A 22,506-nucleotide genomic window follows, 5' to 3' on the forward strand; every position below is an offset into this window, starting at 1 on the left:
ATGAGGAATTGTCATCGCAGCGATCAATGCCGCTGATGGACAAATCGCAATCACGCAGGTGCCGCGACGATTTGATGCGGCGCAATACGACTTTCGTCTTGTTGCCGTCACGAATGAGGATCACTCTTCGCCGGTCGTCATGTAGGCACGGCGGAGGATGGAAGATGGAAAGCGACCTGACCGTATCGGAAGTGCTTGCCGATCCCCTGATCGCGCAGCTGCGCAGGGCAGATCACATCGGTTACGCCGCCTTCGCCCAGTTCCTGGAAAGCGCCGCCCGCGTCCATACGCGCCAGCTTCTTTCGCATCTCGACAAGGAACGCGTGGATACCTTCTATCGCCAGGCGGAAATTGCCGGGCAGAGGAGCAGGCTGAGCTGATTTTCGCTCTTCGCAGGATGCCGTCGGATATCTGCGATCCGCCAGACCGCTTTATGCCGCCAGCGTGAGGATGACCGGGCCGTTGCGCGTCGCCACCACCGTATGCTCGTACTGCACCGTCGGCGCCTGCGGATCGCTGTAAAGCGTCCAGACATCTCCGTTGCCTCCGTCCTCGGCCCAGTTCGCGCCGAGCGACAGGAACGGCTCGACGGTGAAGACCAGCCCCTCCTGCATGACCCGTTTCTCGCCGGAATCCGGCCAGGTCGGCACTTCCTTCGGCTCCTCGTGCAGGGAGCGGCCGATGCCGTGGCTCGAAAGATTGGTGATCAGCGTATAGCGGTTCTTTTTCGCGAACGCGCCGATCGCGTTGCCGATGCCTGCGATCGGCCTGCCGGCCTTGACCTGCTGCAATCCGGTCCACATCGCCCGGCGGCCGTCGCGGCAGAGCTTTTCGATCTCGCGCGTCACCGGCGGCACGGCATAGGACGCGCCCGTATCCCCGAAGAATCCGTCTTTTACGGCCGAAACGTCGATATTGACGAGATCGCCCGCCTGGATCACCCGGTCTCCGGGAATGCCGTGGGCCACTTCCTCGTTGACGCTGATGCAGGTCGCCGCCGGAAACTGGTAGCAGGTTTCGGGAGCCGACTGGGCGCCGGCATCCTCCAGGATCTTGCGGCCGATGTCGTCGAGCTCGCGGGTCGTGATGCCGGGCTCCAGTGCCCTGGCCATCGCCTCCATCGCCTGCGCGCAAAGCCGGCCGATTTCCTTCAGCTTCGACAGCTCGTGTTCGGTGGAGATAACCATGATCGTGCCTTGCGTCCCATTTCGTCAGGCCGCCGGTTTCGCGCCATCGACCGGGCCCGTCAATTCTTTTCTGAAGACCCCCAGTTCTTTTCTGACCATGGGAGCGACTTTCGTGCCGTAGAGCTCGATGCCGCGCATGATCCGGTCGTGCGGCATGGGGCCGATCGCCATCTGCAGCAGGAAACGGTCCATGCCGAACACCTTGTGCGCGGCGACGATCTTTTCCGCGACCAGTTCCGGCTCGCCGACGAAGAGGTTGCCGAGCGCCCCGCGGGCCTGGTCGAAATGCGCCCGGCTGGTCGGACCCCAGCCACGCTCGCGGCCGATGCGGTTCATCACCTCCGCCTGCGGGCCGTAGAAGGTGTCGGCCGCCGCTTCCGTCGTGTCGGCGATGAAACCATGCACGTTGATGCTGGTCTTCAGCGCCGCCGGATCGTGGCCCGCCCGGCGCGCAGCCTCGCGGTAGAGGTTGAAGAAGGGTGCGAAGCGCGGATATTCGCCGCCGATGATGGCGACCGCCAGCGGCAGCCCGTAGGCCCCTGCCCGGGCCACCGACTGCGGCGTCCCGCCGACGGCGATCCAGACCGGCAGCGGGTTCTGCAGCGGGCGGGGATAGACGCCTCGGCCATGGATCGGCGGGCGCATCTGGCCCTCCCAGGTGATGGTCTCGCCATCGCGGATCGCCAGAAGCAGATCGAGCTTTTCCTCGAAAAGCTGGTCGTAATCGCCGAGATCGTAACCGAAAAGCGGGAAGGATTCGATGAAGGAGCCGCGCCCGGCCATGATCTCCGCCCGGCCGCCGGAGATGAGGTCGACGGTCGCAAACTGCTGGAAGACGCGCACGGGATCGTCGGAGGAGAGCACCGAGACGGCGCTCGTCAAGCGGATGTTCTTCGTGCGCCCGGCCGCGGCGGCGAGCACCGTCGAGGGCGAGGAGATGACGTAGTCCGGACGGTGATGCTCGCCGAGTCCGAAGACGTCGAGCCCCACCTGGTCGGCAAGCTCGATTTCCTCCAGAAGGTTCCTGACCCGGCGCGCGCCTTCCGCCCCTTTGTCAAGCGCTGCGGCGTCTACGTCGCCAAAGGTATGAAGCCCGAGTTCCATCGTGAAAGATCCATTCGTTGATACCCGTCAGATAGGTATCGGGCACGGTTTGCACAAACGCTATTCTTTCGAAGCCTTTGTTCGATGAATTGGATGGGTTGGGGGAAAAACCGTCAGGCGGCCCGATCGTCAGGCCGCCCGATTGTGCGACGACAGCGTTTCGATCGCGACCTTCAGGTCGTCGATCAGGAACGGCTTGGTGATCACGGGCGACCCGCCATAGGCGGGTTCTATGCCGGTGATGCCGTAGCCGGTCGCGAAGGCGAAGGGAATGCCGCGGCCGGTCAGGATGTCGGCGACCGGAAACGACTTTCGCCCATCCAGGTTCACGTCCAGGATGGCCATGTCGAAATCGGCCTTCTTCGCCAGTTCCTCGGCCTGGGACAGGCGCATGGCGAGATCGACCACCTGGTGACCGAGCTCCATGAGCATGTCCTCCATCAGCAGCGCGATGGTCATTTCGTCTTCGACCACGAGGATTCGCAGCGACATGTCATTGCCCCGCATAGACATTTTCGGGTGCGTCGATCGTGCAGACGAGACCGCCCGGCACGAATTCCATCTTCACCTCGCCGCCGATCTCGCGCGCGAGGCCGCGCTCGATCAGGACGGACCCGAAGCCACGCCGGAGCGGCGGCTCGACCTGCGGCCCGGCCGTCTCGCGCCACTCGATCCGCAGCCGTTTCGCCCCCTCCCTGTCCGCATAGGTCGACCACGACACCGATACCTTGCCCGACGAATTCGACCAGGCGCCGTATTTGAGCGCATTGGTCGCCATCTCGTGCATCGCCAGCGTCAGGGCAAGCGCCGTCTTGGGAGAAAGCTTGACGTCCTCGCCCTTGATCGCGCAGCGATGCTCCTCCGGGCAATGGGAGCGTATCGACTGCTCGATCGCCCCCCGCAACGACGCCCCAACCCACCGCTCGCCGGTCAGCAGGTCGTTGGCCTGCGCGAGGGCGACCATGCGCGCCGAAAACCGGGTCTGCGCCTCTTTCAGGTCCGCCGTGTTCCGGAACGTCTGCGTCGCGATCGCCTGGATCATGGCCAGGTTGTTCTTGACGCGGTGATTGAGCTCGTGGACCACGAGCTTCAGATGCTCCTCGTTGCGCTTGCGCTCGGTAACGTCGGATGCCGCGCCGAACCATTCGACGATCCTGCCCCTGCGATCGAAGATCGGCACCGCGCGCGACAATGTCCAGCCCACCGAACCGTCCGCCCGCCGGACGCGGTGCTCGTACTGGAAGACGCCCTTCGTGCGGACCGCCTCGTCTATGACTGCCTGGATATGCCCGATGTCTTCCGGGAAGAGGTAGAGTTCCTGCCAGGCGACGCTCGGGCTTTCGGTGTCGGGAAGGAAGCCGCGGCCGTCGAGCTGGCGCATTTCCTTCCAGTCCGGGCTCATCCGGTAGACGACGTCCGACGTCGCCGTGGTCAGCGCCCGGAACCGCTCCTCGCTCTCCCGCAGCCTGCGCTGCGCCAACACGCTTTCCGTGGTCTCCACCACGACCGCAAGCACACCCACCGGCTCGCCGCTCTCGTCGAGCACCGGGGAATAGTCGAGATTCATCCATACCGGCTCCGGCCTGCCGTGACGGATGAGCGTCAGTTCCTGGTTCTGGTAGGAGAGCACGCCTCCCGCCAGACAGATCTTCATGACGTTGTCGTTGAAATCGGCGACCTCTTCCCATCCCTCCCGCACCTTGCAGCCCAGCAGTTTCGGGTGGCGGTCGCCGGCAAAGACGGAATAGGCGTCATTGTAGATCATGATGCCGTCCCCGCCCCAGATGAGGACGATGGGAACGGGCGACAGGAGCAGCATGCCCGTCATGATCTTCAGGCTCTGGGGCCATTTCGAAATGGGTCCGAGCGGCGTCTCCGACCAATCGAACGCGCGGATGAGATTGCCCATTTCACCGGTGCCGTGAAATGGCAGATGTTCGATTTCTCCCGCCGGATGCGTGATCACGAAGAACTCCAGATGATTCCGGAAAAACGCCCGAAGCAGATAGGACCACTACCTGCAATTGTCCAACGCAAGAATATCACCAAACCATCATATTCCCTCAAGAAAATTTCAGCCGGTGTGCACGTCATCCACTGCTTGAACGGACACCCGCCGAAAATCGCGTCGGGACCGGTTGGGGCCGGGACGGATAGGGACGAGGAAAGCGGATGCCGAAGCCTGGCGGCGGGAGCTGCAAGCCGCCTCGCTTGGCGAAGGTTCCGGATCGAAGCGCGAAAACGCCCGTTTCCTCATTCCGCTCTCCTGCCAATATTGACAACGTTAAGCGCGATACAAGATTTAGGCCACAAATATAGGTCGTCTCTCTAAGGGAATGGTAAACCCTGCGGTCTATGCATATTGTCAATATTAATGGCAATTTAGGCAGTTGAAATGAACGACGGCGGCGAACGGCAAACTTCGGCGGTCCCGAACCGGCAGCCTTTGAACGACATCCTCCTCATCGAGGATTCCGTTGCGCTTTCGACGCTTCTGCAACATCGGCTGGAACGCGAAACGAGCGCCCGCGTCTTTCACTCCGCCAGCCTCGAAGACGCGCAAAGGCAGCTTGAACGGCAGAAGTTCACGCTCGCCCTGACCGGCCTCAACCTGCCTGATGCGCCGCAGGGCGAAGTCCTCGGCCTGCTCGGCCGGCACCAGGTGCCCACCATCGTCTTCACCGCGACATTCGATCCGGACATGAGCACCCGATACGCAGAGCGCAAGATCATCGACTACATCGTGAAGAACGGAGACCGGACGGTGGATACGGTAATCGGAACAGTCAATCGCATCCTGGCCAATGGTCAGTTTTCCGTGCTGGTCGTGGATGATGCCCGCACCGCCCGTTCGGGCCTCGTGGAGATACTGGAAAGGCAGAACTTCCGTGTGCTGGAAGCGCATTCCGGCCGGCAGGCGCTGGATATCCTGGCCGAGGAGCCGTCGGTCGAGCTGGTGATCACCGATTACCACATGGCCGACATGGACGGCCATGAACTGACCCGGCGCATCCGGGAAACGCGCCCTTCGGACGAGCTCAGGATCATCGGCGTGTCATCCTCGTCCGACCGCCGGCTTTCGGCAAACTTCCTCAAGGCGGGCGCATCCGACTTCATCTACCGGCCCTTCGTCCCGGAAGAACTGCAGTGCCGCATCGACAACACGGTGGAGACGCTCACCCAGATCAAGCGGCTCCGTTATCTGGCCGAACGCGACTACCTGACCGGCCTCGCCAATCGCCGCTACTTTTTCGAGAGGTTTCCGCCCCAGAAACCCGCCCCGCCGACCGATGCGGTCGCGATCCTGGACATCGATCATTTCAAGTCGATCAACGATACCCATGGACACGAGGCCGGGGACCATGTGCTGCAGGCGCTCGCGGCCATCCTCATCGAGATGACCGCCGAGGGAAGGCACCTGCCCGCCCGTCTCGGCGGCGAGGAATTCGCCATCTACATCAAGGATTGCAACGCATTCCAGGCCCATTCCCTCTGCGAGCGGATACGCCTGCATGTCGAGAAGACGGCAATACCCGTGAACGGCAAGACCATCGCGATCACGATTTCCATAGGCGTCGTCGAAATGGAGGAAGGCGAAACCTTCGGCAACCAGCTCAACGCCGCCGATCAGCTTCTCTACATGGCCAAGATGAACGGCCGCAACCGCGTCTACTCCAATCTGACGCTGCAGGAAGCCCTGCTGCCGCAGGACAACTGAGCCTTGCGCCGCGACACCGGACGCATGGCGATCCAGGGAATTCAAGGACTTGCCGCCGAAAGCGGAATCGATCCGGGAAGTCCTTCAGGCGGAAGATATGGTCCGGCGAGGCCAGAGGTCCGTTAAGGCGCCACGCTTCATCCATGATGCGCAGCGCCGGCGGGGCCGTGCCGTCTCAAAACGTCCCGGCGATCCGTTCGAGCTGGCCGGCGACGATGCCCCAGCCCTCGTGAAATCCCATCTCCTCGTGCGCCTTCTTGTCCTCTGCCGTCCAGTGGAGCGCCGTCGCCGTATATTTCGTGCGGCCGTTGCCGAGATCCTCGAATTCGACGATCGCGGTCATGAACGGCTTTTCCGACGGAACCCAGGCACTGGTATAGGCATCGGTGAAGACGAGCTTCCTGTTCGGCACGACGTCCAGGTAGATGCCGGGATTGGGGATCTTTTCACCCTCCGGCCCTTCCATCAGGATGAAGCAGGAGCCGCCGGGGCGGACGTCGAGCCTCGCCTCCGTCACCTTCCAGGGTTTCGGGCAGAACCATTCGCCCATCCGCTCCGGCGTGGTCCAGGCTCTGTAGAGTTTGTCGGCAGGCGCATCCATCTCGCGGACGAGTTGCAGCGAGTGCGTGGCGATATCAGCAATCATTTCCTGTCTCCCTTGGATTCGAAGGCATCCTGTGTGCGATGCTGTTCCAAGGACGTGCGACCCCGACGATATCCGACAGCCGCCAGGAGATTTTTCCGGAACATCGCAAAGGATGGCCCGGGGATCTAACCCTCTTCGCGGGTTTCCAGCGATGCGCCGGGCAGATAGAGCGAAATCGGCCTGATTTCGTAGACCGCCGTCGGATTGACGCGGCGCAGGTCGCGCGCCGCAGCGACCGCCGCGTCGAGCGTCGGGAAATCCACGACATAGAAGCCGAGCAACTGTTCCTTGGTCTCGGCGAAAGGACCGTCGACGACCATACCGGTGCCCGCCCCGCGCAGCGTCACCGCGCGTTGGGTCGGGCCAAGCCTTGCGGCCGGTCCGAGATGCTTCTCGCTGACGAGACGATCGTTGATCCGAAGCAACTCGTCCATCAGCGCGTCGTCCTCCTCCTTGCTCCAGGATTCGACCACTCCCTCCGCGTGATAGGCCAGTATGGCGTAATACATCGGGTTCCTCCCTCCTCAGGATGCGCGTGCCTTCATCATAAACCCGTTCGATCGGCGGCGCGCAAGCCCGCCCGATCCCGGTCTCCACCTGTTCCACCGGCCTATTCCACCGGCGCGCCGACCGCCCCGAGCTTGTCGATCTGCTGGCGGATATGGGCGCATTCGGCCGGCGAATTGGCCAGCGCGATCGCCCGGTCGAAGGCTTCGCGGGCCTGCTTGTTGCGTCCGGACTGCATCAGCAGCGCGCCGCGCACGCCGTGGAAATAGAAATAGCCGTTCAGCTTTTCCGCCAGCGGTTCGACGATCTCCAGCGCCGCCTCCGGCCCCTTGAGTTTCGAAACCGATACCGCCCGGTTGAGCGTGACGACCGGAGACGGCTGGATGCGCTCGAGCAGGCCGTAGAGCATGTTGATCTCTTCCCAGTCCGTCTCCTGCGGCGTCGCGGCGCGGGCATGCAGGGCCGAGATCGCCGCCTGCACCTGATAGGCGCCGGGCTGCCGGTGGCGGATCGCCTTGTCGAGCAGCGCGAGCGCCTCGTCGATCAGCCTGCGGTCCCACAGGCTGCGGTCCTGATCCTCGAGGAGGACGATCTGGCCTTGCCCGTCGAACCGCGCCTGCGCCCGCGAATGCTGCAGCAGCATCAGCGCCGCCAGCCCCATGATCTCCGGCTCGGACGGGAAGATGCGCAGGAGCAGCCGGGCGAGCCTGATCGCCTCTTCGCAGAAGGCGGCGTTGTCGGGATTGGTGATGCCCGCGGAATAGCCCTCGTTGAAGACGAGGTAGATCATCGCCGAGACGACGCCGAGCCGTTCCGCGCGTTCCGCGGCCCCCGGCGTCTCGAAGGGGACACCGGCCTTAGCGACGCGCGCCTTGGCGCGGGTGATGCGCTGCTCCATGGCGGCTTCGCCGACGAGGAAGGCGCGTGCGATCCGGGGCACGCTGAGCCCCGAGACGATCCTGAGCGCCAGCGCGATCTGCTGGGTCGCCGGCAGGTCCGGGTGACAGCAGATGAACATCAGCCGCAGGATGTCGTCGCGATAGTTGGAATTGTCGAGCCGGTCGGCGATATCGGTCTCCGCATCGGAAAGATCCGAGAAGGCCTCCTCCTCCGGCAGCGGATCGTTCTTCTGCCGCTTGCGGACGGCGTCGATGCCGCTGTTGCGCCCGACGAAGATCAGCCAGGCGGCGGGGTCGCGCGGCGCCCCCTTGTCCGGCCAGGTCCTGACGGCGCGCAGGCAGGCTTCCTGGAAGGCCTCCTCCGCGGTGTCGAGGTCCCGGAAATAGCGGAGCAGCGCACCGAGCGCCTGCGGCCTTGCCGCCGTCAGCGCGAGTTCGATCCACGCGATGTCTGTCGTCATGTTTTGATCTCTCCCGGATGGAAGACGTAGAAGGGCCGGATCTCGTAGGACGTGGACCCCGGATTGACCTTGGAAAGCTCCTTCGAAAAGGCGACCGCCTCTTCGAGCGTATCGACATCGACCGTGTAGAACCCGAGCAGCGCCTCCTTGGTCTCGGCGAAGGGACCATCGACGACGAGCGGTTCTTCCCTGCCCTTGCGTACGGTCGTGGCGGCGGTCGTCGGCATCAGCCGTCCCACCGGGCCGAGCCTGCCGGCCCTCGCCATCGGTTCCTGGACTGCGCGGAGCCTTCCCATGACCGCCTCCTCTTCCTCCTTGGACCAGGCAAAGACGGTTTCCTCATGGGCGTAGCAAAGGATGGCATAAAGCATGTCGATCTCCTTCTCCTGTTGAAGACGAAGGAGTAACCGGCCCGCCGACATCGCGCATCAAAAAATCTCAATGTTCCATGTCTGGCGCATTGCGCGCTGCTGGCTATAGTCGCCGCGGAACAAAACCCTTACGAGGAAATCCCATGGCTGATCTTTCTGCTTTTCCCATCACGTCCAAATGGCCCGCAAAGAACCCGGACATCCTCCAGCTCTATTCGCTGCCGACGCCGAACGGCGTGAAGGTCTCGATCATGCTGGAAGAAATCGGCCTTCCCTATGAACCGCATGCGATCAACATCGGCGTCGACGAGACCTGGACGCCGGAATTCCTGTCGCTCAATCCGAACGGCAAGATTCCGGCGATCATCGATCCCGACGGCCCGGGCGGCAAGCCGTTCGGCCTCTTCGAATCCGGCGCGATCCTCCTTTATCTCGCCGAGAAGACCGGCAAGCTCCTGCCCTCCGACCCGGCGAAGCGCTACGAGACGATCCAATGGGTCTTCTTCCAGATGGCCGGCATCGGCCCGATGTTCGGCCAGCTCGGCTTCTTCCACAAGTTCGCCGGCAAGGACATCGAGGACAAGCGCCCGCGTGACCGTTACGCCAAGGAATCGGCCCGCCTCATCCGCGTCATCGAAAGCAGGCTCGAAGGCCGCGACTGGATCATGGGCGACGAATACACGATCGCCGATATCTCGATGCTCGGCTGGGTGCGCAACCTCATCGGCTTCTACGGCGCCGGGGAGCTGGTCGAATACGACCAATTGAAGCGCGTGCCGAAATGGCTGGAACGCGGCCTCGACAGGCCCGCCGTCCAGCGCGGCCTCGACATTCCGAAACGCCCCTGAGGGACCCGGCGCAGCAGCGCCGAATTCACCGGGAAAGGAGTTTTAAGATGCCCAGGCCCACCCTCCCCATGGAAGGCGGCTGCCGCTGCGGCCAGGTCCGGCTGAGGATCAGCGCGCAACCGATCCTCACCATGGCCTGCCATTGCACCGGCTGCCAGAAGATGAGCGCCAGCGCATTCTCCTGTTCGGCGGCGATCCCGTCGAACGGGTTCGAGGTGATCGCCGGCAAACCGGTCATCGGCGGCCTGCATGGCGCCGACGCCCATCACTACCACTGCCCGCACTGCAAGAGCTGGATGTTCACGAAACCGGAGGGCATAGACTGGTTCGTCAATCTCCGCCCCACCATGCTGGACGACGTGCAGTGGTTCTCGCCCTTCATCGAGACCTACACGTCCGAAAAGCTGCCTTGGGCGACGACCACGGCCGTGCACTCCTACGAAACCTTTCCGCCCTTCGAAACCTATGAGGGGCTGATCAGGGAATTCGTGGCGCAGGGTTAGAAATTTCCTTCCGCTTCTGTCGGGATTCCCCCTCCTCATGCGTCCTGTGATCCGGTTCAGGCCGAACCGGATCACAGAGAAGGAGGGAATTTTCATGGAAACCGAAGCTGGAACGAACGGCGGCAAGGCCCCGTCGCCTGTCCGTGGAGGGCTGGTCGCCTATCTTCAGGTCGATGGCGCGATGAAAGCCGCCGAGTTCTACAGGAAGGCCTTCGGCGCCGAGACCGAATCCTTCCACCCCATCGACGACGAGGGGCGGACGATGCACGTACATCTCTATGTCAACGGCAGTTCGCTGATGCTGGGCGACGCCTATCCCGAGCATGGCTATCCGCTCGAAAAGCCGCAGGCCTTCACGATCTTCCTGCCCCTGTCGAGCGCCGACATCGATGCCTGGTGGAAACGCGCCGTCGACGCGGGGCTGGAGGTCGTCGTGGACCTGCAGGTGATGTTCTGGGGAGACCGCTACGGCCAGCTTCGCGACCCGTTCGGCGTCGCCTGGGCGATGAATGCTCCGGTGAAATGATCGAAGGCGGAAGCGGTTTTCGAAAGGCGCGATGCGAAGATTCAATATATTTTCAATAGCTTGGAACACCGCGGGCCGGAAGGGACGCACGGCGCTCCGAGCGGCCGAACACGAAGCCATCAAGCCTTTGTGACCGCGGTGATCACCGGTTTGACACAGATATTAACCTTTCGATAACCCACCGAAACTTGAATGAGGCCGTCCTGAAATGAGGCCCATCTCCCGGGCCTGTCACACTGTGGAGACACCATGAACATCAAGCCTTTCGCCCTTGGCCTTTCCCTCATCTTCGTCTCGGCTGCCTCCGCCGGCTCCCAGCCGACCCGGGTGGCGCAATTCGAGGCCTGGGGCGTCTATTCCTACGTCAACAGCGGCCAGACCACCTGCTACGCCCTTTCCGTCCCCGTGACATCGAGGCCCTCCGCCGTGGATCACGGCGACAATTTCTTTCTGATCGCGCCGCAGGGTCCGTCGGGCTACGCCCCGCAGGCCATCATGGGATATCCGATCAGGGAAGGTTCCGAAGTCCGCGTCACGGTCGGCGGCGACACATTCCGTCTTGTCCCGAAGGACAATGCCGCATGGCTGCGCGACCAGTCGCGCGAACCGGTGCTTGTCGATGCCATGCGCCGCGGAAGCGACATGACCCTCGAAGCGACCTCCCGCCGCGGCACCAGCACCTCCTACTCCTATTCCCTTCGCGGCGTCAGCGCCGCCCTCCAGGAAGTCCGCAGGTGCCGGTAAGCGTTGCCGATGCCCTCTGCCCCGCAGCGGCACCGGCCGCCGCATGACGGGCATGCGCAAGGGGCTTCAACTCTGCGCCGCCGCGGTTGCGGCCTGCCTCGCGCTCGCCCTCCCGGCGCTCGACGCCCATGCGAACGGCGACGAAGGACAGGAGGAACCTGCGCTGGCCGCAGGTTTCAGGAAAGGGCGCGTGACCGGGTTTCCGGTCCCGCGCTTCGTATCCCTGAAGGCCGCAAGGGCGCATATGCGCGTCGGCCCTTCCACGGACTATCCGGCATCCTGGATCTATTCCGCCCACGGCCTGCCGCTGGAGATCACCGAGGAATACGGGAACTGGCGGCGCGTGCGCGACCACGAGGGCAACACCGGATGGATGTTCGCCCCTCTCCTGTCCGGCAACCGCACCGCTGTCGTCGGCCCCTGGATGAAACAACCCCTGGCGCTTCGATCGGGGCCTTCGCGAAACGCCCGCGTCGTTGCCCGCCTCGCCCCCGAAGTCCGGCTCAACCTCCACCGTTGCGACGGCACCTGGTGCGAGGTCTCCTTGCAGCAGCGCCGCCTGCGCGGTTCGGTCGAGCAGGGTTCGCTCTGGGGCGTCTATCCCGGCGAGAGCGTGGAATAGTGGAAGGGGATCACTGCACCACGAAGCAGTTGATCGACTTCGATTGCAGGACCGAGCAGGCCTGGGCGGCGGCGGCGGCATCCGAAAAGCCGACGAAGCGGGCCCGGAAATATTCCTTCCTGCCGTCCGCATAGCTTTCGACGCTCGGCGCGATACGGCCGAAATTCTCGGCAAGCAGCGGCAGCGCCTTCTGGAGCATGCCGGAAGCCGCTTCCCGGCTGCCGGCGGCGGCAATCTGGATGCGCCAGAGCGGCCCTACCGGCTCCTGCGGCGTCGCATAAAGGTTGGCGATCGATGCCCTGGCCGGCGGATTGCCCGCCGGGTTGCCAAGCGTGATCTCCTTGCGCGGAACGGCGAAAGGCAGCGGAACCGCGCCTTCGCCCGGCCGCTTCTGCTGAGCCTCGAAAGCCACGAGACCGCCGGCGGCGGGCACATTGCCCGGCACCGACTGATCGAGAAGCTCCGCCATCCGGTCGTCGCGCTGACGCGCCGTCTTGCCGCCGAGAACGACGCCGATCACCCGCCTCCCGTTGACGTTGACGGCGCTGGCGATGTTGAAGCCGGACGCGCGGATATAGCCGGTCTTGACGCCATCCATGCCCGGATAACGATACATGAGGTTGTTGTGGCCGGGGATCTTCCTGCCGCGGAACTCGAAGGAACGCAGCGAAAACAGTTGATATTCCTTCGGGAAATCCCGGATGAGCGCGAGCGCCAGCATCGCCATGTCGCGCGCCGTCGTCACCTGCTGGTCGTCCGGGAGGCCGGAGGCGTTGCGGAACACCGTCCTCGTCATTCCAAGCGAACGGGCCTTCTTCGTCATCATCTGCCCGAAACGCTCTTCCGAACCGCCGAGATGGTCGGCCATCGCCGCCGCCGCGTCGTTGGCGGACCGAACCGCCATTGCAAACACCGCTTCGCGGACGGTGAACGTCTGGCCGGCAGGCACGCCGAGCTTGAAGGGTATCTTGCTCGCCGCGTTCAGCGTCATGACGATTTCCTGGTTCCATCCGAGCCGGCCGTCGCGCAGCGCCTCGAAGGTCATGTAGAGCGTCATCATCTTGGTGAGCGACGCGGGATGGTTGATGTCGTCGGCATTTTCCGACGCCAGCACCTTGCCGCTCCTGGCGTCATAGATGAAATGGGCATAGCCTGCCTCCGCCGTCCTGCCCATCGCAAGGAAAGCACCGGCCAGAAACAGGAACGCCAAAACCCGCTGGATTCGAAACATCTTTCGCCCTCTCCAAATCGCGGCGGAGAATATGACAATCAAGGTGGTGCGAAAATGACGCGCCTCGAATTTAATTCAAGTTTTCACCTGATAGTTAATCAGACTTAAAGAATTAGACGGCCGTCAGCGTCCGCCTGACTGCATCCTTCCAGCCGCGAATCTTGGCGGAACGGGCCTTTTCGTCCATCTTCGGCTCGAAACGGCGCTCCCGCGCCCAGCTTTTCGCAAAAGCCTTCCTGTCCGGCCACACGCCCGCCCTGGAGCCGGCGAGCCAGGCGGCGCCGAGCGCGGTGGTTTCGAGGATCGTCGGCCGGTCCACGGGGGCGTCGAGAAGGTCCGCGAGCCGCTGCATCGTCCAGTCGGAGGCGACCATGCCGCCATCGACGCGCAGCACCGTGTCGCCGCCCGAATTGCGCCAGTCCTTCTGCATGGCGTCCAGGAGGTCGCGGGTCTGGTAGCAGACCGCCTCCAGCGCCGCCCGGGCGAGCTCCGCCGGGCCTGTCGCCCGGGTGAGCCCGAAGATCGCGCCGCGCGCCTCGGCATCCCAATAGGGCGCGCCGAGGCCGGTAAAGGCCGGCACCAGATAGATATCCTGCAGCGGATCGGCGTCTTCCGCCAGATCGCCGGTCTCGGAAGCCCTTTCGATGATGCCGAGACCGTCGCGCAGCCACTGGACGGTCGCGCCGGCTATGAAGATCGAGCCTTCCAGCGCATAGGTCGTTTCCCCGTCGAGACGATAGGCGATGGTGGTGAGCAGCCGGTTCTTCGAGCGCACCAGATCGGCGCCGGTGTTCAGCACCGCGAAGCAACCGGTGCCATAGGTCGATTTCAGCATGCCCGGCTCGAAGCAGGCCTGGCCGATGGTCGCCGCCTGCTGATCGCCGGCCACGCCGAGGATCGGGATCGCCGCGCCGAACAGGCTTTCGTCGGTGATGCCGAAATCGGCGGCGCAATCCTTGACCTCGGGCAGCATGGCCGCGGGGATGCGCAGGATTTCGAGCAGGTCCTCGTCCCAACGGTTCTCGGCGATGTTGTAGATCAGCGTGCGCGAGGCGTTCGTCGCATCGGTGACGAAACTCCGCCCGCCGGTGAGCCGCCAGATCAGGAACGTGTCGATCGTGCCGAAGCAGAGTTCGCCCTTGGCCGCCCGCGCCCTGGCGCCCTTCACGTTGGCAAGCATCCAGGAAAGCTTCGTGCCGGAAAAATAGGGGTCGAGCAACAGCCCGGTGCGGCGGGTGAAGAACTTTTCCAGGTCCTGCCGCTTCAGCTTTTCGCAGTAGCTCGCGGTGCGGCGGTCCTGCCAGACGATGGCGTTGTGGATCGGCCTGCCCGTCTCGCGCTCCCAGACGACCACCGTCTCGCGCTGGTTGGTGATGCCGAGCGCCGCGATGTCCCGGGCCTCGACCCGCGCCTCCTTGAGCGCCTGCCTGACGGCCCAAAGGACGGTTTCCCAGATCTCCTCGGGGTCATGCTCCACCCAGCCGGATTTCGGGAATATCTGGGTGAATTCCTTCTGGCCTATGCCGGCGATCTTCATCTCGCCGTCGAAAACGATCGCCCGGGTCGAGGTCGTCCCCTGATCGATCGCCAGCACATAACCCGCCATGCTCTCCCTCCCGTCCTTGCGTGTCGAGACGGTTTCAAGCAGATGAAGCGAAGGCGGTCAAATGGAAAGGAAGGCGCCGGAGCGCCTTCCCTCCCGTCAGTCGATATCAGCCGCCGGCCTTGAGGGCAGCGCTGCAAAGGCTCCAGTAGCCGCCGCCCTTCTGTATCCATTTCAGCTCGTCGAGCGTGCCGGCTTCCTTGTTGGCGCGATAGGAATCGACGCAGGTATGGAGCCGTGCCCTGCCGGGGGTCTCGCTCGCATATTTCTTGTCGACGGCCTTCGGGAACTTGACGCTCTTGGGCGCCTTGACCGTCGCCTTTTCCGGCTCCTTCTCGGTGGTGGTCGCCACATCGGCCTCATCGGCCTTGTCGGCGGCCGCGGCTTCTGCGCCGCAGAACTTGGCGCGGAAATCGTTCCACTTCACGCCGGCGGCAGAACCGTCTGCCTTCGCGGCCTGGTATTTGGCGCTGCATTCCTTCATCGTCAGCGCACTGGCCGGCGACGAGATCGCAAGAGCCGCGAGGAGAGCGCCCGCAGCGACGAAAGTCAGTTTTCCGTACATGGGTTTGCCTGGAATCGTTGGTTGATCGAGAGTGTGTGCGGGCCCCCCGTCAGGACGGGAGAACCCCGTTCGGGCTTGCCTGGTCGATTGCCGTCGGCAAGTGCTGCGCAAGAAGCTGCGGCAGCTGATCCGCGTCGATGCCAAATGCGGTGGCGAGGCCGCGCACCTGCTCCGAGGAGAGTGCGGCCTTTATCTGATCGGCGGAAACCGGAAGGTTGGCGCCCGTGCCGATCCAGGAGGAGACCTGATCCCCAAGCCCCGCCTGGTTGAGCTGGGCCAGGATGCCGTTCACGCCGTCGGCGTTCTGGAATATATCCTCCGCAACGGCCAAGATGTTCACCGGCTTTCCGCTCAGGGCGTCGGCAATGACGCTTCCCAAGCCGTCAAACAGTCCCATGGGATATCCTCCAATCAGAAAATTTGCATATTCTAAACAAACCCATAGCAGTTTGGAACATTGTTGTCATCACGGTTGAATGACAGGCGCCGCGCCCCCGGAACGCCCCCCCCGCGCGCCGGACCTCGCCGCAATCCGGGACCCGATTGCCAGTTCGCCCGATTTGCGCATAACCTGTCGCGGTCGTTGCGGCGCACAAGAAGGTTGCATTTCGGAAAGAAATGGGCATGACCGGAACCGTCGTCATCCCGGCAGACGGGCAATCTGCGAATTATCGGGCGAGGCAGGGATAGATCATGCAGAAATCCAAGCTTGCGGTTGTGTTTCCCGTATTTAACGGGGAAGCGACCCTGGAAAAGAGCCTGCAATGCATCGCGGACCAGGACTGTCCGGAGTTCCGCGCTTATATCATCGACAACAAATCCACCGACGGGTCGCGTGAGATCGCCAGGCAATTCTGCGCGCGGGATTCGCGTTTCGAGATCATCGAATACGAAGAACATCTGGACGTGATCGGAAACTTCATCCGGGCGATGAAAATCGGGCGGGAGAGAGGCGAGTTCTTCTGCCTGAGAGCTTGCGACGACCTCTCCAGCCCTGACTACCTTTCGAAACTTCTGGCGGCAATCGAGGCGGACGAACGAAAGCTGCTGGCGACAGGTTCGACGGAACGTATCCATCCGGACGGAGTGCGGACGCTTCGCCCGAACGAAGCGACGCTGGATTTCTTCGAGAACCTGAAAACCGGCAAGGTGGCCAAATCCTTGTTCTTCCCCTCCGAATGGTTCTACGGGATCGTCAGATCGCGAGACGGGGCCGACATCATGCTGGAAAGATGGAGTTTGCTTGGGAGCCCCTGGTGCGCCGCCTCATTCACCGTTGCCGAATTCGTGATGCGGGGCAAGGTCGTGTGGGTGGATGGTCCCATATACCAGTTTTTCGAGGGATCGGGGTCCGAAAGCCGATACATGGCGAAATCCCTCCGCGACAAGATCCGGCAAAGATGGACATATGCGATCGGCTGTTACCGGGTTGTGGAAAAGCTGCAGCCCCTGCCGCTGTGGACAAGGATGAAGATTTTCAGGATGTGCTGGCGCGACGCCGGGCGCAAGACACGTTATCGGCTCCGCCGGCATCTGCGGGATTCCCTTCGAAAAGCGGTCGCTGCCCGCCTTGCCTAGGACCTCGCGGCATCGCCATTCGAACCCGAGCGTGGCGTGCCGCTCCCCTTCCGCGGCGGCGGCCACGCGCGCCTTGCCGAACCCGGCATCAATCAATTGCCAGTTCGCCCGATTTGCGCATAACCTGTCGTCGTCGTTGCGGCGCACAAGAACGCCGTTTTTCAGGGAGATATGGGCATGACCAGAACCGTCGTCGTCACCGGCTCAACGAGCGGCATCGGGCTCGGCATCGCGAAGGCGTTTGCAGCCGGAGGCGCCAATGTCGTCATCAACGGTTTCGGGCCGGCGGACGCGATCGAGGCGACCCGCAGGGAGCTCGACGCCTCCGGTGCGGGCACGGTGCTCTATCACGGCGCCGATATGACCAGGCCCGACGAGATCGAGGACCTGATCGCCACGGCGGCGAAAAGTTTCGGCACGGTCGACGTGCTCGTCAACAATGCCGGCATCCAGCACGTCGCCAAGATCGAGGAGTTTCCGCCGGAAAAATGGGATCAGTTGATCGCCATCCTGCTTTCTTCGGCCTTCCACACGATGCGCCACGCGATCCCGCTGATGAAGCAGGCCGGCAAGGGACGCATCATCAACGTCGCATCCGCCCACGGGCTGGTCGCCTCACCGTTCAAGTCGGCCTATGTCGCGGCCAAACATGGCATCATGGGCCTCACGAAGACCGCCGCGCTGGAACTGGCGCAATCGGGAATCACCGTGAACGCCATCTGCCCCGGCTTCGTCTGGACGCCGCTGGTGGAGAAGCAGATCCCGGATCAGGCCCGCGAAAAGGGCATCAGCGAGGACGAGGTGAAGGACCAGATCATGCTGCGGCTGCAGGCGACGAAGGAATTCGTCGGCATCGAGGAAGTGGCCGCCGCCGCCCTTTATCTTGCGAGCGACGCGGCCCGGAGCATAACCGGCACGCACATATCCATCGACGGCGGCTGGACAGCGCAGTAGTATGGCGGGTTGGAACACCGCGAAGATCAACCTGAAGCCGGAGACGGCGGACGAAGGAGACAAATGAGCGAAGCCATCCGCTTCATCCTGAATGGGGAAGAGGTCACCCTTGGAGATTTCGGGCCGACGGAGACACTCCTCGATTATCTGCGCCTGAGGCGGCGGCTGACAGGAACCAAGGAAGGTTGTGCCGAAGGCGATTGCGGTGCCTGCACGGTGTTGGTCGGCCGATTGACGGAACAGGGCCTGCGTTACGAGAGCGTCAACGCCTGCATCCGTTTTCTGGGTTCGCTCCACGGCACCCATGTGGTGACCGTCGAGCATCTCGCCGGCAAGGACGGCGCGCTCCACCCGGTCCAGCAGGCAATGGTCGATTGCCATGGCTCGCAATGCGGGTTCTGCACCCCCGGCTTCGTGATGTCGCTCTACGGCCTGTGGCTCTCCAGCGCGGCCCCGACACGGGCCGATATCGAAAGCGCGCTGCAGGGCAATCTCTGTCGCTGCACCGGCTACGAGCCGATCGTGAAGGCCGCCGAGCAGGTTTCGGAAAACAGACCGAGCTCGCTCTTCGATCCGCTGGAACGCGACCGCATCCAGATCATGGCCAAGCTCTGGGCGATCCAGTCCGAGATCGATACGGTCGTGGTCGAAAAGGACGGCGCACGCTCGATCGTGCCGGCGTCCGTCGCCGCCCTGGCCGATATCCTCACCGAGGAGCCGGACGCGACGATCGTCGCGGGAGCCACCGATGTCGGGCTGTGGGTCACCAAGCAGATGCGCGTGCTCAACCCGGTGATCTTCATCAACCACCTCGCCGAACTGCAATCGGTCACCACGGACGAGACGGGCATCACCATCGGCGCGGGGGTGAGCTACACCCAGGCTTTCGATGGGCTGGCGGCGGAAATCCCCGCCTTCGGCCGCCTGATCGACCGCATCGGCGGCCAGCAGGTGCGCAACATGGGAACGATCGGCGGCAATATCGCCAACGGCTCGCCGATCGGCGACACCCCGCCGGCGCTGATCGCCCTCGGCGCCGAGCTGACGCTCAGGACGCATGCCGGCCGGCGCACCATCCCGCTGGAGGATTATTTCATCGCCTACGGCAAGCAGGACCGGCTGCCCTCCGAATTCGTCGAAAAGATATTCGTCCCGCGCCAGGCGGAAAACAGCCACTTCGCCGTCTACAAGATCTCGAAACGGCGCGACGAGGACATTTCCGCGCTGTGCGGCGCGTTCAGCCTGTCGCTCGACGGCGACGGCAAGGTGGCCGGCATCCGCATCGCCTTCGGCGGCATGGCCGCCACCCCGAAACGGGCAAGGCACGTCGAAGAGGCGCTTTTCGGCCAGGCCTGGAGCTGGGGCGTGGTCTCCGCCGTCCGCGACGCCTTTGAAGAGGACTACGCGCCGCTGACCGACTGGCGCGCCACCGCGGAATACCGGAGCCTTGCGGCCAAGAACCTCCTGACCCGCTTCTTCCTGGAAACGGCCGGCCAGCCCCAGGAACTGCGCCGCTTCGAGCTTGAGGAGGCGTGATGATGGACAAGTCGACCTTCGAAACCAAATCCGTCGTCGACGGCCGCATGCATGTCTCGCAGAAACATGATTCGGCGCATAAGCATGTCACCGGAAGTGCCGAATATATCGACGATATCCAGGAGCCGGTCGGTACGCTGCATGGCGGCCTCGGCCTCTCCGACCGCGCGCATGCGGAAATCGTCTCGATCGACCTTTCCGCCGTGAAGGCTTCGCCCGGCGTCGTCTGGGTGATGATCGCAAACGACATTCCGGGCTTCAACGACGTCGCCTCGACCGGCCAGCACGACGAGCCGCTGCTGGCGGTGACGGAGGTACAGTTCCACGGCCAGCCGATCTTCGCGGTCATCGCCGAGACCCGCGATCAGGCCCGCCGTGCGGCGAAACTCGCCCGCATCGAATATAACGACCTGCCACACTGGACCGATATCGACGGCGCCCGCGAAAACGACGCCCCGAACGTCATCGAACCGATGACCTTGAGGCGTGGCGAGCCGGAAACGGAAATCGGGAAGGCGCCGCTGCGCGTGCAGGGCCACATGTATATCGGCGGCCAGGAGCATTTCTATCTCGAAAGCCATATCGCGCTCGCCATTCCCGGCGAAGACGACGAGGTGACCGTCTGGTCCTCCACCCAGCATCCGAGCGAGGTACAGCACATGGTGGCGCATGTGCTCGGCGTCTCCAACAATGCCGTGGAGGTCAAGACGCGCCGCATGGGCGGCGGCTTCGGCGGCAAGGAAACGCAGGGCAACCAGTTCGCCGCTCTCGCCGCGATCGCCGCCAAGAAGCTGAAGCGGGCCGTGAAGTTCCGGCCGGATCGCGACGAGGACATGTCGATCACCGGCAAGCGGCACGACTTCCGTGTCGACTACGACGTCGCCTTCGACGAGGAAGGCCGTATCCACGCGGTCGATGCGACCTACGCGGCGCGCTGCGGCTTTTCGGCCGACCTTTCCGGCCCGGTGACGGATCGCGCCCTCTTCCATGCGGATTCCAGCTACTATTATCCGCATGTGCACCTGACCTCCCGGCCGCTCAAGACACATACGGTCTCCAACACCGCCTTCCGGGGTTTCGGCGGACCGCAGGGCATGGTCGGCGGCGAGCGCATCATCGAGGAGATCGCCTATGCAACGGCCAAGGACCCGCTCGACATCCGCAAGCTGAATTTCTACGGCCAGCGGGGCTCGGGGCGCACGGTCACGCCTTACCATCAGGAGGTCGAAGACAATATCATCGCCCGCATCGTCGAGGAGCTGGAAACCTCCTCGGACTACCGGGCGCGGCGGCAGGCGATCATCGACTTCAACGCCAACAGCCCGGTGATCCGCAAGGGGATCGCGCTGACGCCGGTGAAGTTCGGCATTTCCTTCACCATGACCGCCTACAACCAGGCCGGCGCGCTGGTGCATATCTACAGCGACGGTTCGATCCACCTGAACCACGGCGGCACGGAAATGGGCCAGGGCCTCTATACCAAGGTGGCGCAGGTCGTGGCCGACACGTTCCAGGTCGATATCGAGCGGGTGAAGATCACCGCGACGACCACCGGCAAGGTGCCGAACACCTCGGCGACCGCCGCCTCCTCCGGCTCCGACCTGAACGGCATGGCGGCCTATGACGCCGCCCGCCAGATCAAGGAACGCCTGATCGAATTCGCCGTGCGGCAATGGAAGGTGGGCCGTGAAAAGGTGGAGTTCCTGGCCAACCGGGTGCGGATCGGCAGCGAGATCGTGCCCTTCGACACGTTCATCCGCGCCGCCTATTACGACCGGGTGCAGCTTTCCGCCGCCGGCTTCTACAAGACGCCCAAGATCCACTGGGACCGCAAGGCGGGGCGCGGCCGGCCGTTCTACTATTTCGCCTATGGGGCGGCCTGCTCGGAAGTGTCGATCGACACCCTGACCGGCGAATATCTGGTCGACCGCACCGACATCCTCCACGATGTCGGCAAGTCGCTCAATCCGGCGATCGACATCGGCCAGATCGAGGGCGGCTTCGTGCAGGGCATGGGCTGGCTGACGACGGAGGAGCTCTGGTGGGACGACAGAGGACGGCTGAGGACCCACGCGCCCTCGACCTACAAGATCCCGCTTGCCTCGGACCGGCCGAAGGTCTTCAACGTCAAGCTCGCCGAATGGGCGGAAAATGCCGAGCCGACGATCGGCCGCTCGAAGGCGGTGGGAGAACCGCCGTTCATGCTGGCGATCTCGGTGCTCGAAGCGCTCTCCATGGCGGTCGCAAGCGTCGCGGATTATTCCGTCTGCCCGCGCCTCGACGCGCCGGCAACCCCCGAACGGGTGCTGATGGCGGTGGAACGGCTGAAGGCGATGGGGTGAACAAATGCGTATCCGCGATGAACGTCCCGGCGACGAGGACACGATCCACGAGCTGACGCAGACGGCTTTCGCACCCATGCCCTACAGCGTCGGCACGGAAGGCTCGATCATCCGCGCGCTGCGCAGATCGGGCGACCTCTCGCTGTCGCTGGTCGCCGAGGACGATGGAAACATCGTCGGCCATGCGGCCTTTTCGCCGGTGGCGATCGACGGCGTGCATGACGGCTGGTTCGGCCTCGGCCCGATCTCCGTCAGGGCGGACAGGCAGAGGCAGGGGATCGGCAAGGCCCTCATCCGCGAAGGTCTGGAAAGGCTGAAGGCGCGGGGCGCCAAAGGATGTGCGCTGGTCGGCAACCTGGACGTCTACCGGAGCTCGGGCTTTGAAAACGACGGCCGGCTTTCCTGCAAGGGTGTGGACGACCGTTATGTGCAGCGCCTAGGCCGTAGCGACGAATTAACTATTTGAGCCAGATGGCGATAGCGGCGATTTTGACGAAGCCCATGAAGTTTGCGAGCAGCTTGTCGTATCGTGTGGCGACACGTCGGAATTGTTTGAGCTTG

Annotated in this window: 24 protein-coding genes and 1 pseudogene; 12 read left to right on the plus strand and 13 right to left on the minus strand. The window is 63.5% G+C overall.

Features of this window, described 5'->3' with window-relative positions:
- Positions 1-164: 164 nt before the first annotated feature.
- Positions 165-380: a hypothetical protein gene (locus tag ACFFP0_RS04695; RefSeq protein ID WP_377256963.1), complete on the plus strand. Its 216-nt coding sequence runs from the start codon at positions 165-167 to the stop codon at positions 378-380.
- A 51-nt stretch (positions 381-431) separates the two neighbouring features.
- Here ACFFP0_RS04695 and map read toward each other — a convergent pair whose 3' ends face one another.
- From map to ACFFP0_RS04715, 4 genes are all read right to left on the minus strand, one after another.
- A complete protein-coding gene (gene map / locus ACFFP0_RS04700) occupies positions 432-1,187 on the minus strand; it encodes a type I methionyl aminopeptidase (RefSeq protein ID WP_377256966.1) in 756 nt (251 codons plus the stop codon).
- Positions 1,188-1,211: 24 nt separating this feature from the next.
- The gene (locus ACFFP0_RS04705; RefSeq protein ID WP_377256969.1) at positions 1,212-2,291 is read right to left on the minus strand and encodes an LLM class flavin-dependent oxidoreductase; all 1,080 of its coding nucleotides are present in this window, start codon (positions 2,289-2,291) and stop codon (positions 1,212-1,214) included.
- 129 nt (positions 2,292-2,420) lie between these two features.
- Positions 2,421-2,783, minus strand: a complete 363-nt coding sequence (locus ACFFP0_RS04710; protein ID WP_377256972.1) for a response regulator — start codon at positions 2,781-2,783, stop codon at positions 2,421-2,423.
- A gap of 1 nt (position 2,784) precedes the next feature.
- Positions 2,785-4,257: a PAS domain-containing HWE histidine kinase family protein gene (locus ACFFP0_RS04715; RefSeq protein WP_377256975.1), complete on the minus strand. Its 1,473-nt coding sequence runs from the start codon at positions 4,255-4,257 to the stop codon at positions 2,785-2,787.
- Positions 4,258-4,686: 429 nt separating this feature from the next.
- Here ACFFP0_RS04715 and ACFFP0_RS04720 point away from each other — a divergent pair, with 429 nt between their 5' ends.
- Complete coding sequence (locus ACFFP0_RS04720) at positions 4,687-6,009, plus strand: GGDEF domain-containing response regulator (protein ID WP_377256978.1); 1,323 nt, start codon at positions 4,687-4,689, stop codon at positions 6,007-6,009.
- Positions 6,010-6,184: 175 nt separating this feature from the next.
- On the opposite strand, the gene ACFFP0_RS04725 is transcribed toward ACFFP0_RS04720, so the two are convergent.
- The 4 genes from ACFFP0_RS04725 to ACFFP0_RS04740 form a co-directional block, all read right to left on the minus strand.
- Positions 6,185-6,655, minus strand: coding sequence for an SRPBCC family protein (locus ACFFP0_RS04725; RefSeq protein WP_377256982.1), 471 nt, complete (start codon positions 6,653-6,655; stop codon positions 6,185-6,187).
- Positions 6,656-6,780: 125 nt separating this feature from the next.
- Entirely contained in the window at positions 6,781-7,164 is a 384-nt protein-coding gene (locus tag ACFFP0_RS04730; RefSeq protein WP_377256985.1) for a YciI family protein, read from the minus strand.
- 101 nt (positions 7,165-7,265) lie between these two features.
- Complete coding sequence (locus ACFFP0_RS04735; RefSeq protein ID WP_377256988.1) at positions 7,266-8,522, minus strand: RNA polymerase sigma factor; 1,257 nt, start codon at positions 8,520-8,522, stop codon at positions 7,266-7,268.
- A complete protein-coding gene (locus ACFFP0_RS04740; protein WP_377256991.1) occupies positions 8,519-8,893 on the minus strand; it encodes a YciI family protein in 375 nt (124 codons plus the stop codon). The genes ACFFP0_RS04735 and ACFFP0_RS04740 overlap by 4 nt, the downstream gene beginning before the upstream one ends.
- A 143-nt stretch (positions 8,894-9,036) precedes the next feature.
- Here ACFFP0_RS04740 and ACFFP0_RS04745 point away from each other — a divergent pair, with 143 nt between their 5' ends.
- From ACFFP0_RS04745 to ACFFP0_RS04765, 5 genes are all read left to right on the plus strand, one after another.
- Positions 9,037-9,741, plus strand: coding sequence for a glutathione S-transferase N-terminal domain-containing protein (locus tag ACFFP0_RS04745; protein WP_377256994.1), 705 nt, complete (start codon positions 9,037-9,039; stop codon positions 9,739-9,741).
- A gap of 47 nt (positions 9,742-9,788) precedes the next feature.
- Positions 9,789-10,244, plus strand: a complete 456-nt coding sequence (locus tag ACFFP0_RS04750) for a GFA family protein (RefSeq protein WP_377256997.1) — start codon at positions 9,789-9,791, stop codon at positions 10,242-10,244.
- Positions 10,245-10,338: 94 nt separating this feature from the next.
- On the plus strand, positions 10,339-10,770 hold the full coding sequence (locus ACFFP0_RS04755) for a VOC family protein (protein WP_377257000.1): 432 nt from the start codon (positions 10,339-10,341) through the stop codon (positions 10,768-10,770).
- A 249-nt stretch (positions 10,771-11,019) separates the two neighbouring features.
- The gene (locus tag ACFFP0_RS04760; protein WP_377257003.1) at positions 11,020-11,514 is read left to right on the plus strand and encodes an invasion associated locus B family protein; all 495 of its coding nucleotides are present in this window, start codon (positions 11,020-11,022) and stop codon (positions 11,512-11,514) included.
- Positions 11,515-11,557: 43 nt separating this feature from the next.
- Positions 11,558-12,136, plus strand: a complete 579-nt coding sequence (locus ACFFP0_RS04765; RefSeq protein ID WP_377257005.1) for an SH3 domain-containing protein — start codon at positions 11,558-11,560, stop codon at positions 12,134-12,136.
- A gap of 10 nt (positions 12,137-12,146) precedes the next feature.
- Here the strand turns inward: ACFFP0_RS04765 and ACFFP0_RS04770 are convergent, their stop codons facing one another.
- From ACFFP0_RS04770 to ACFFP0_RS04785, 4 genes are all read right to left on the minus strand, one after another.
- Positions 12,147-13,367, minus strand: coding sequence for a D-alanyl-D-alanine carboxypeptidase (locus ACFFP0_RS04770; protein WP_377257008.1), 1,221 nt, complete (start codon positions 13,365-13,367; stop codon positions 12,147-12,149).
- A 112-nt stretch (positions 13,368-13,479) separates the two neighbouring features.
- Positions 13,480-14,973, minus strand: coding sequence for a glycerol kinase GlpK (gene glpK / locus ACFFP0_RS04775; RefSeq protein WP_377257011.1), 1,494 nt, complete (start codon positions 14,971-14,973; stop codon positions 13,480-13,482).
- Between the two features lie 106 nt (positions 14,974-15,079).
- Positions 15,080-15,535, minus strand: coding sequence for a hypothetical protein (locus ACFFP0_RS04780; protein WP_377257014.1), 456 nt, complete (start codon positions 15,533-15,535; stop codon positions 15,080-15,082).
- Between the two features lie 49 nt (positions 15,536-15,584).
- Entirely contained in the window at positions 15,585-15,932 is a 348-nt protein-coding gene (locus ACFFP0_RS04785; RefSeq protein ID WP_377257017.1) for a YidB family protein, read from the minus strand.
- A gap of 296 nt (positions 15,933-16,228) precedes the next feature.
- Here ACFFP0_RS04785 and ACFFP0_RS04790 point away from each other — a divergent pair, with 296 nt between their 5' ends.
- From ACFFP0_RS04790 to ACFFP0_RS04810, 5 genes are all read left to right on the plus strand, one after another.
- The gene (locus ACFFP0_RS04790; protein ID WP_377257020.1) at positions 16,229-17,113 is read left to right on the plus strand and encodes a glycosyltransferase family 2 protein; all 885 of its coding nucleotides are present in this window, start codon (positions 16,229-16,231) and stop codon (positions 17,111-17,113) included.
- A gap of 177 nt (positions 17,114-17,290) precedes the next feature.
- A complete protein-coding gene (locus ACFFP0_RS04795) occupies positions 17,291-18,067 on the plus strand; it encodes a 3-hydroxybutyrate dehydrogenase (RefSeq protein WP_377257023.1) in 777 nt (258 codons plus the stop codon).
- Positions 18,068-18,130: 63 nt separating this feature from the next.
- Positions 18,131-19,603, plus strand: coding sequence for a xanthine dehydrogenase small subunit (gene xdhA / locus ACFFP0_RS04800; RefSeq protein WP_377257026.1), 1,473 nt, complete (start codon positions 18,131-18,133; stop codon positions 19,601-19,603).
- Between the two features lie 2 nt (positions 19,604-19,605).
- Positions 19,606-21,945, plus strand: a complete 2,340-nt coding sequence (xdhB, locus tag ACFFP0_RS04805) for a xanthine dehydrogenase molybdopterin binding subunit (protein ID WP_377257062.1) — start codon at positions 19,606-19,608, stop codon at positions 21,943-21,945.
- A 4-nt stretch (positions 21,946-21,949) separates the two neighbouring features.
- The gene (locus tag ACFFP0_RS04810) at positions 21,950-22,411 is read left to right on the plus strand and encodes a GNAT family N-acetyltransferase (protein ID WP_377257029.1); all 462 of its coding nucleotides are present in this window, start codon (positions 21,950-21,952) and stop codon (positions 22,409-22,411) included.
- Here the strand turns inward: ACFFP0_RS04810 and ACFFP0_RS04815 are convergent.
- Positions 22,404-22,506 (minus strand): annotated as a pseudogene (locus ACFFP0_RS04815) (IS5/IS1182 family transposase); the annotation flags it as partial. The gene ACFFP0_RS04810 and the pseudogene ACFFP0_RS04815 sit on opposite strands and share 8 nt — an antisense overlap.

Source organism: Neorhizobium puerariae (assembly GCF_042429745.1).
GTDB classification, from domain to species: Bacteria; Pseudomonadota; Alphaproteobacteria; order Rhizobiales; family Rhizobiaceae; genus Neorhizobium; species Neorhizobium puerariae.

What these genes read in the sequence shown, in the direction of transcription:
- ACFFP0_RS04695 (WP_377256963.1), top strand. Translation starts at nt 165, where the DNA reads ATGGAAAGCGACCTGACCGTATCGGAAGTGCTTGCCGATCCCCTGATC.
- map (WP_377256966.1), bottom strand. Translation starts at nt 1,187, where the DNA reads ATGGTTATCTCCACCGAACACGAGCTGTCGAAGCTGAAGGAAATCGGC.
- ACFFP0_RS04705 (WP_377256969.1), bottom strand. Translation starts at nt 2,291, where the DNA reads ATGGAACTCGGGCTTCATACCTTTGGCGACGTAGACGCCGCAGCGCTT.
- ACFFP0_RS04710 (WP_377256972.1), bottom strand. Translation starts at nt 2,783, where the DNA reads ATGTCGCTGCGAATCCTCGTGGTCGAAGACGAAATGACCATCGCGCTG.
- ACFFP0_RS04720 (WP_377256978.1), top strand. Translation starts at nt 4,687, where the DNA reads ATGAACGACGGCGGCGAACGGCAAACTTCGGCGGTCCCGAACCGGCAG.
- ACFFP0_RS04725 (WP_377256982.1), bottom strand. Translation starts at nt 6,655, where the DNA reads ATGATTGCTGATATCGCCACGCACTCGCTGCAACTCGTCCGCGAGATG.
- ACFFP0_RS04730 (WP_377256985.1), bottom strand. Translation starts at nt 7,164, where the DNA reads ATGTATTACGCCATACTGGCCTATCACGCGGAGGGAGTGGTCGAATCC.
- ACFFP0_RS04735 (WP_377256988.1), bottom strand. Translation starts at nt 8,522, where the DNA reads ATGACGACAGACATCGCGTGGATCGAACTCGCGCTGACGGCGGCAAGG.
- ACFFP0_RS04740 (WP_377256991.1), bottom strand. Translation starts at nt 8,893, where the DNA reads ATGCTTTATGCCATCCTTTGCTACGCCCATGAGGAAACCGTCTTTGCC.
- ACFFP0_RS04745 (WP_377256994.1), top strand. Translation starts at nt 9,037, where the DNA reads ATGGCTGATCTTTCTGCTTTTCCCATCACGTCCAAATGGCCCGCAAAG.
- ACFFP0_RS04750 (WP_377256997.1), top strand. Translation starts at nt 9,789, where the DNA reads ATGCCCAGGCCCACCCTCCCCATGGAAGGCGGCTGCCGCTGCGGCCAG.
- ACFFP0_RS04755 (WP_377257000.1), top strand. Translation starts at nt 10,339, where the DNA reads ATGGAAACCGAAGCTGGAACGAACGGCGGCAAGGCCCCGTCGCCTGTC.
- ACFFP0_RS04760 (WP_377257003.1), top strand. Translation starts at nt 11,020, where the DNA reads ATGAACATCAAGCCTTTCGCCCTTGGCCTTTCCCTCATCTTCGTCTCG.
- ACFFP0_RS04765 (WP_377257005.1), top strand. Translation starts at nt 11,558, where the DNA reads ATGACGGGCATGCGCAAGGGGCTTCAACTCTGCGCCGCCGCGGTTGCG.
- ACFFP0_RS04770 (WP_377257008.1), bottom strand. Translation starts at nt 13,367, where the DNA reads ATGTTTCGAATCCAGCGGGTTTTGGCGTTCCTGTTTCTGGCCGGTGCT.
- glpK (WP_377257011.1), bottom strand. Translation starts at nt 14,973, where the DNA reads ATGGCGGGTTATGTGCTGGCGATCGATCAGGGGACGACCTCGACCCGG.
- ACFFP0_RS04780 (WP_377257014.1), bottom strand. Translation starts at nt 15,535, where the DNA reads ATGTACGGAAAACTGACTTTCGTCGCTGCGGGCGCTCTCCTCGCGGCT.
- ACFFP0_RS04785 (WP_377257017.1), bottom strand. Translation starts at nt 15,932, where the DNA reads ATGGGACTGTTTGACGGCTTGGGAAGCGTCATTGCCGACGCCCTGAGC.
- ACFFP0_RS04790 (WP_377257020.1), top strand. Translation starts at nt 16,229, where the DNA reads ATGCAGAAATCCAAGCTTGCGGTTGTGTTTCCCGTATTTAACGGGGAA.
- ACFFP0_RS04795 (WP_377257023.1), top strand. Translation starts at nt 17,291, where the DNA reads ATGACCAGAACCGTCGTCGTCACCGGCTCAACGAGCGGCATCGGGCTC.
- xdhA (WP_377257026.1), top strand. Translation starts at nt 18,131, where the DNA reads ATGAGCGAAGCCATCCGCTTCATCCTGAATGGGGAAGAGGTCACCCTT.
- xdhB (WP_377257062.1), top strand. Translation starts at nt 19,606, where the DNA reads ATGGACAAGTCGACCTTCGAAACCAAATCCGTCGTCGACGGCCGCATG.
- ACFFP0_RS04810 (WP_377257029.1), top strand. Translation starts at nt 21,950, where the DNA reads ATGCGTATCCGCGATGAACGTCCCGGCGACGAGGACACGATCCACGAG.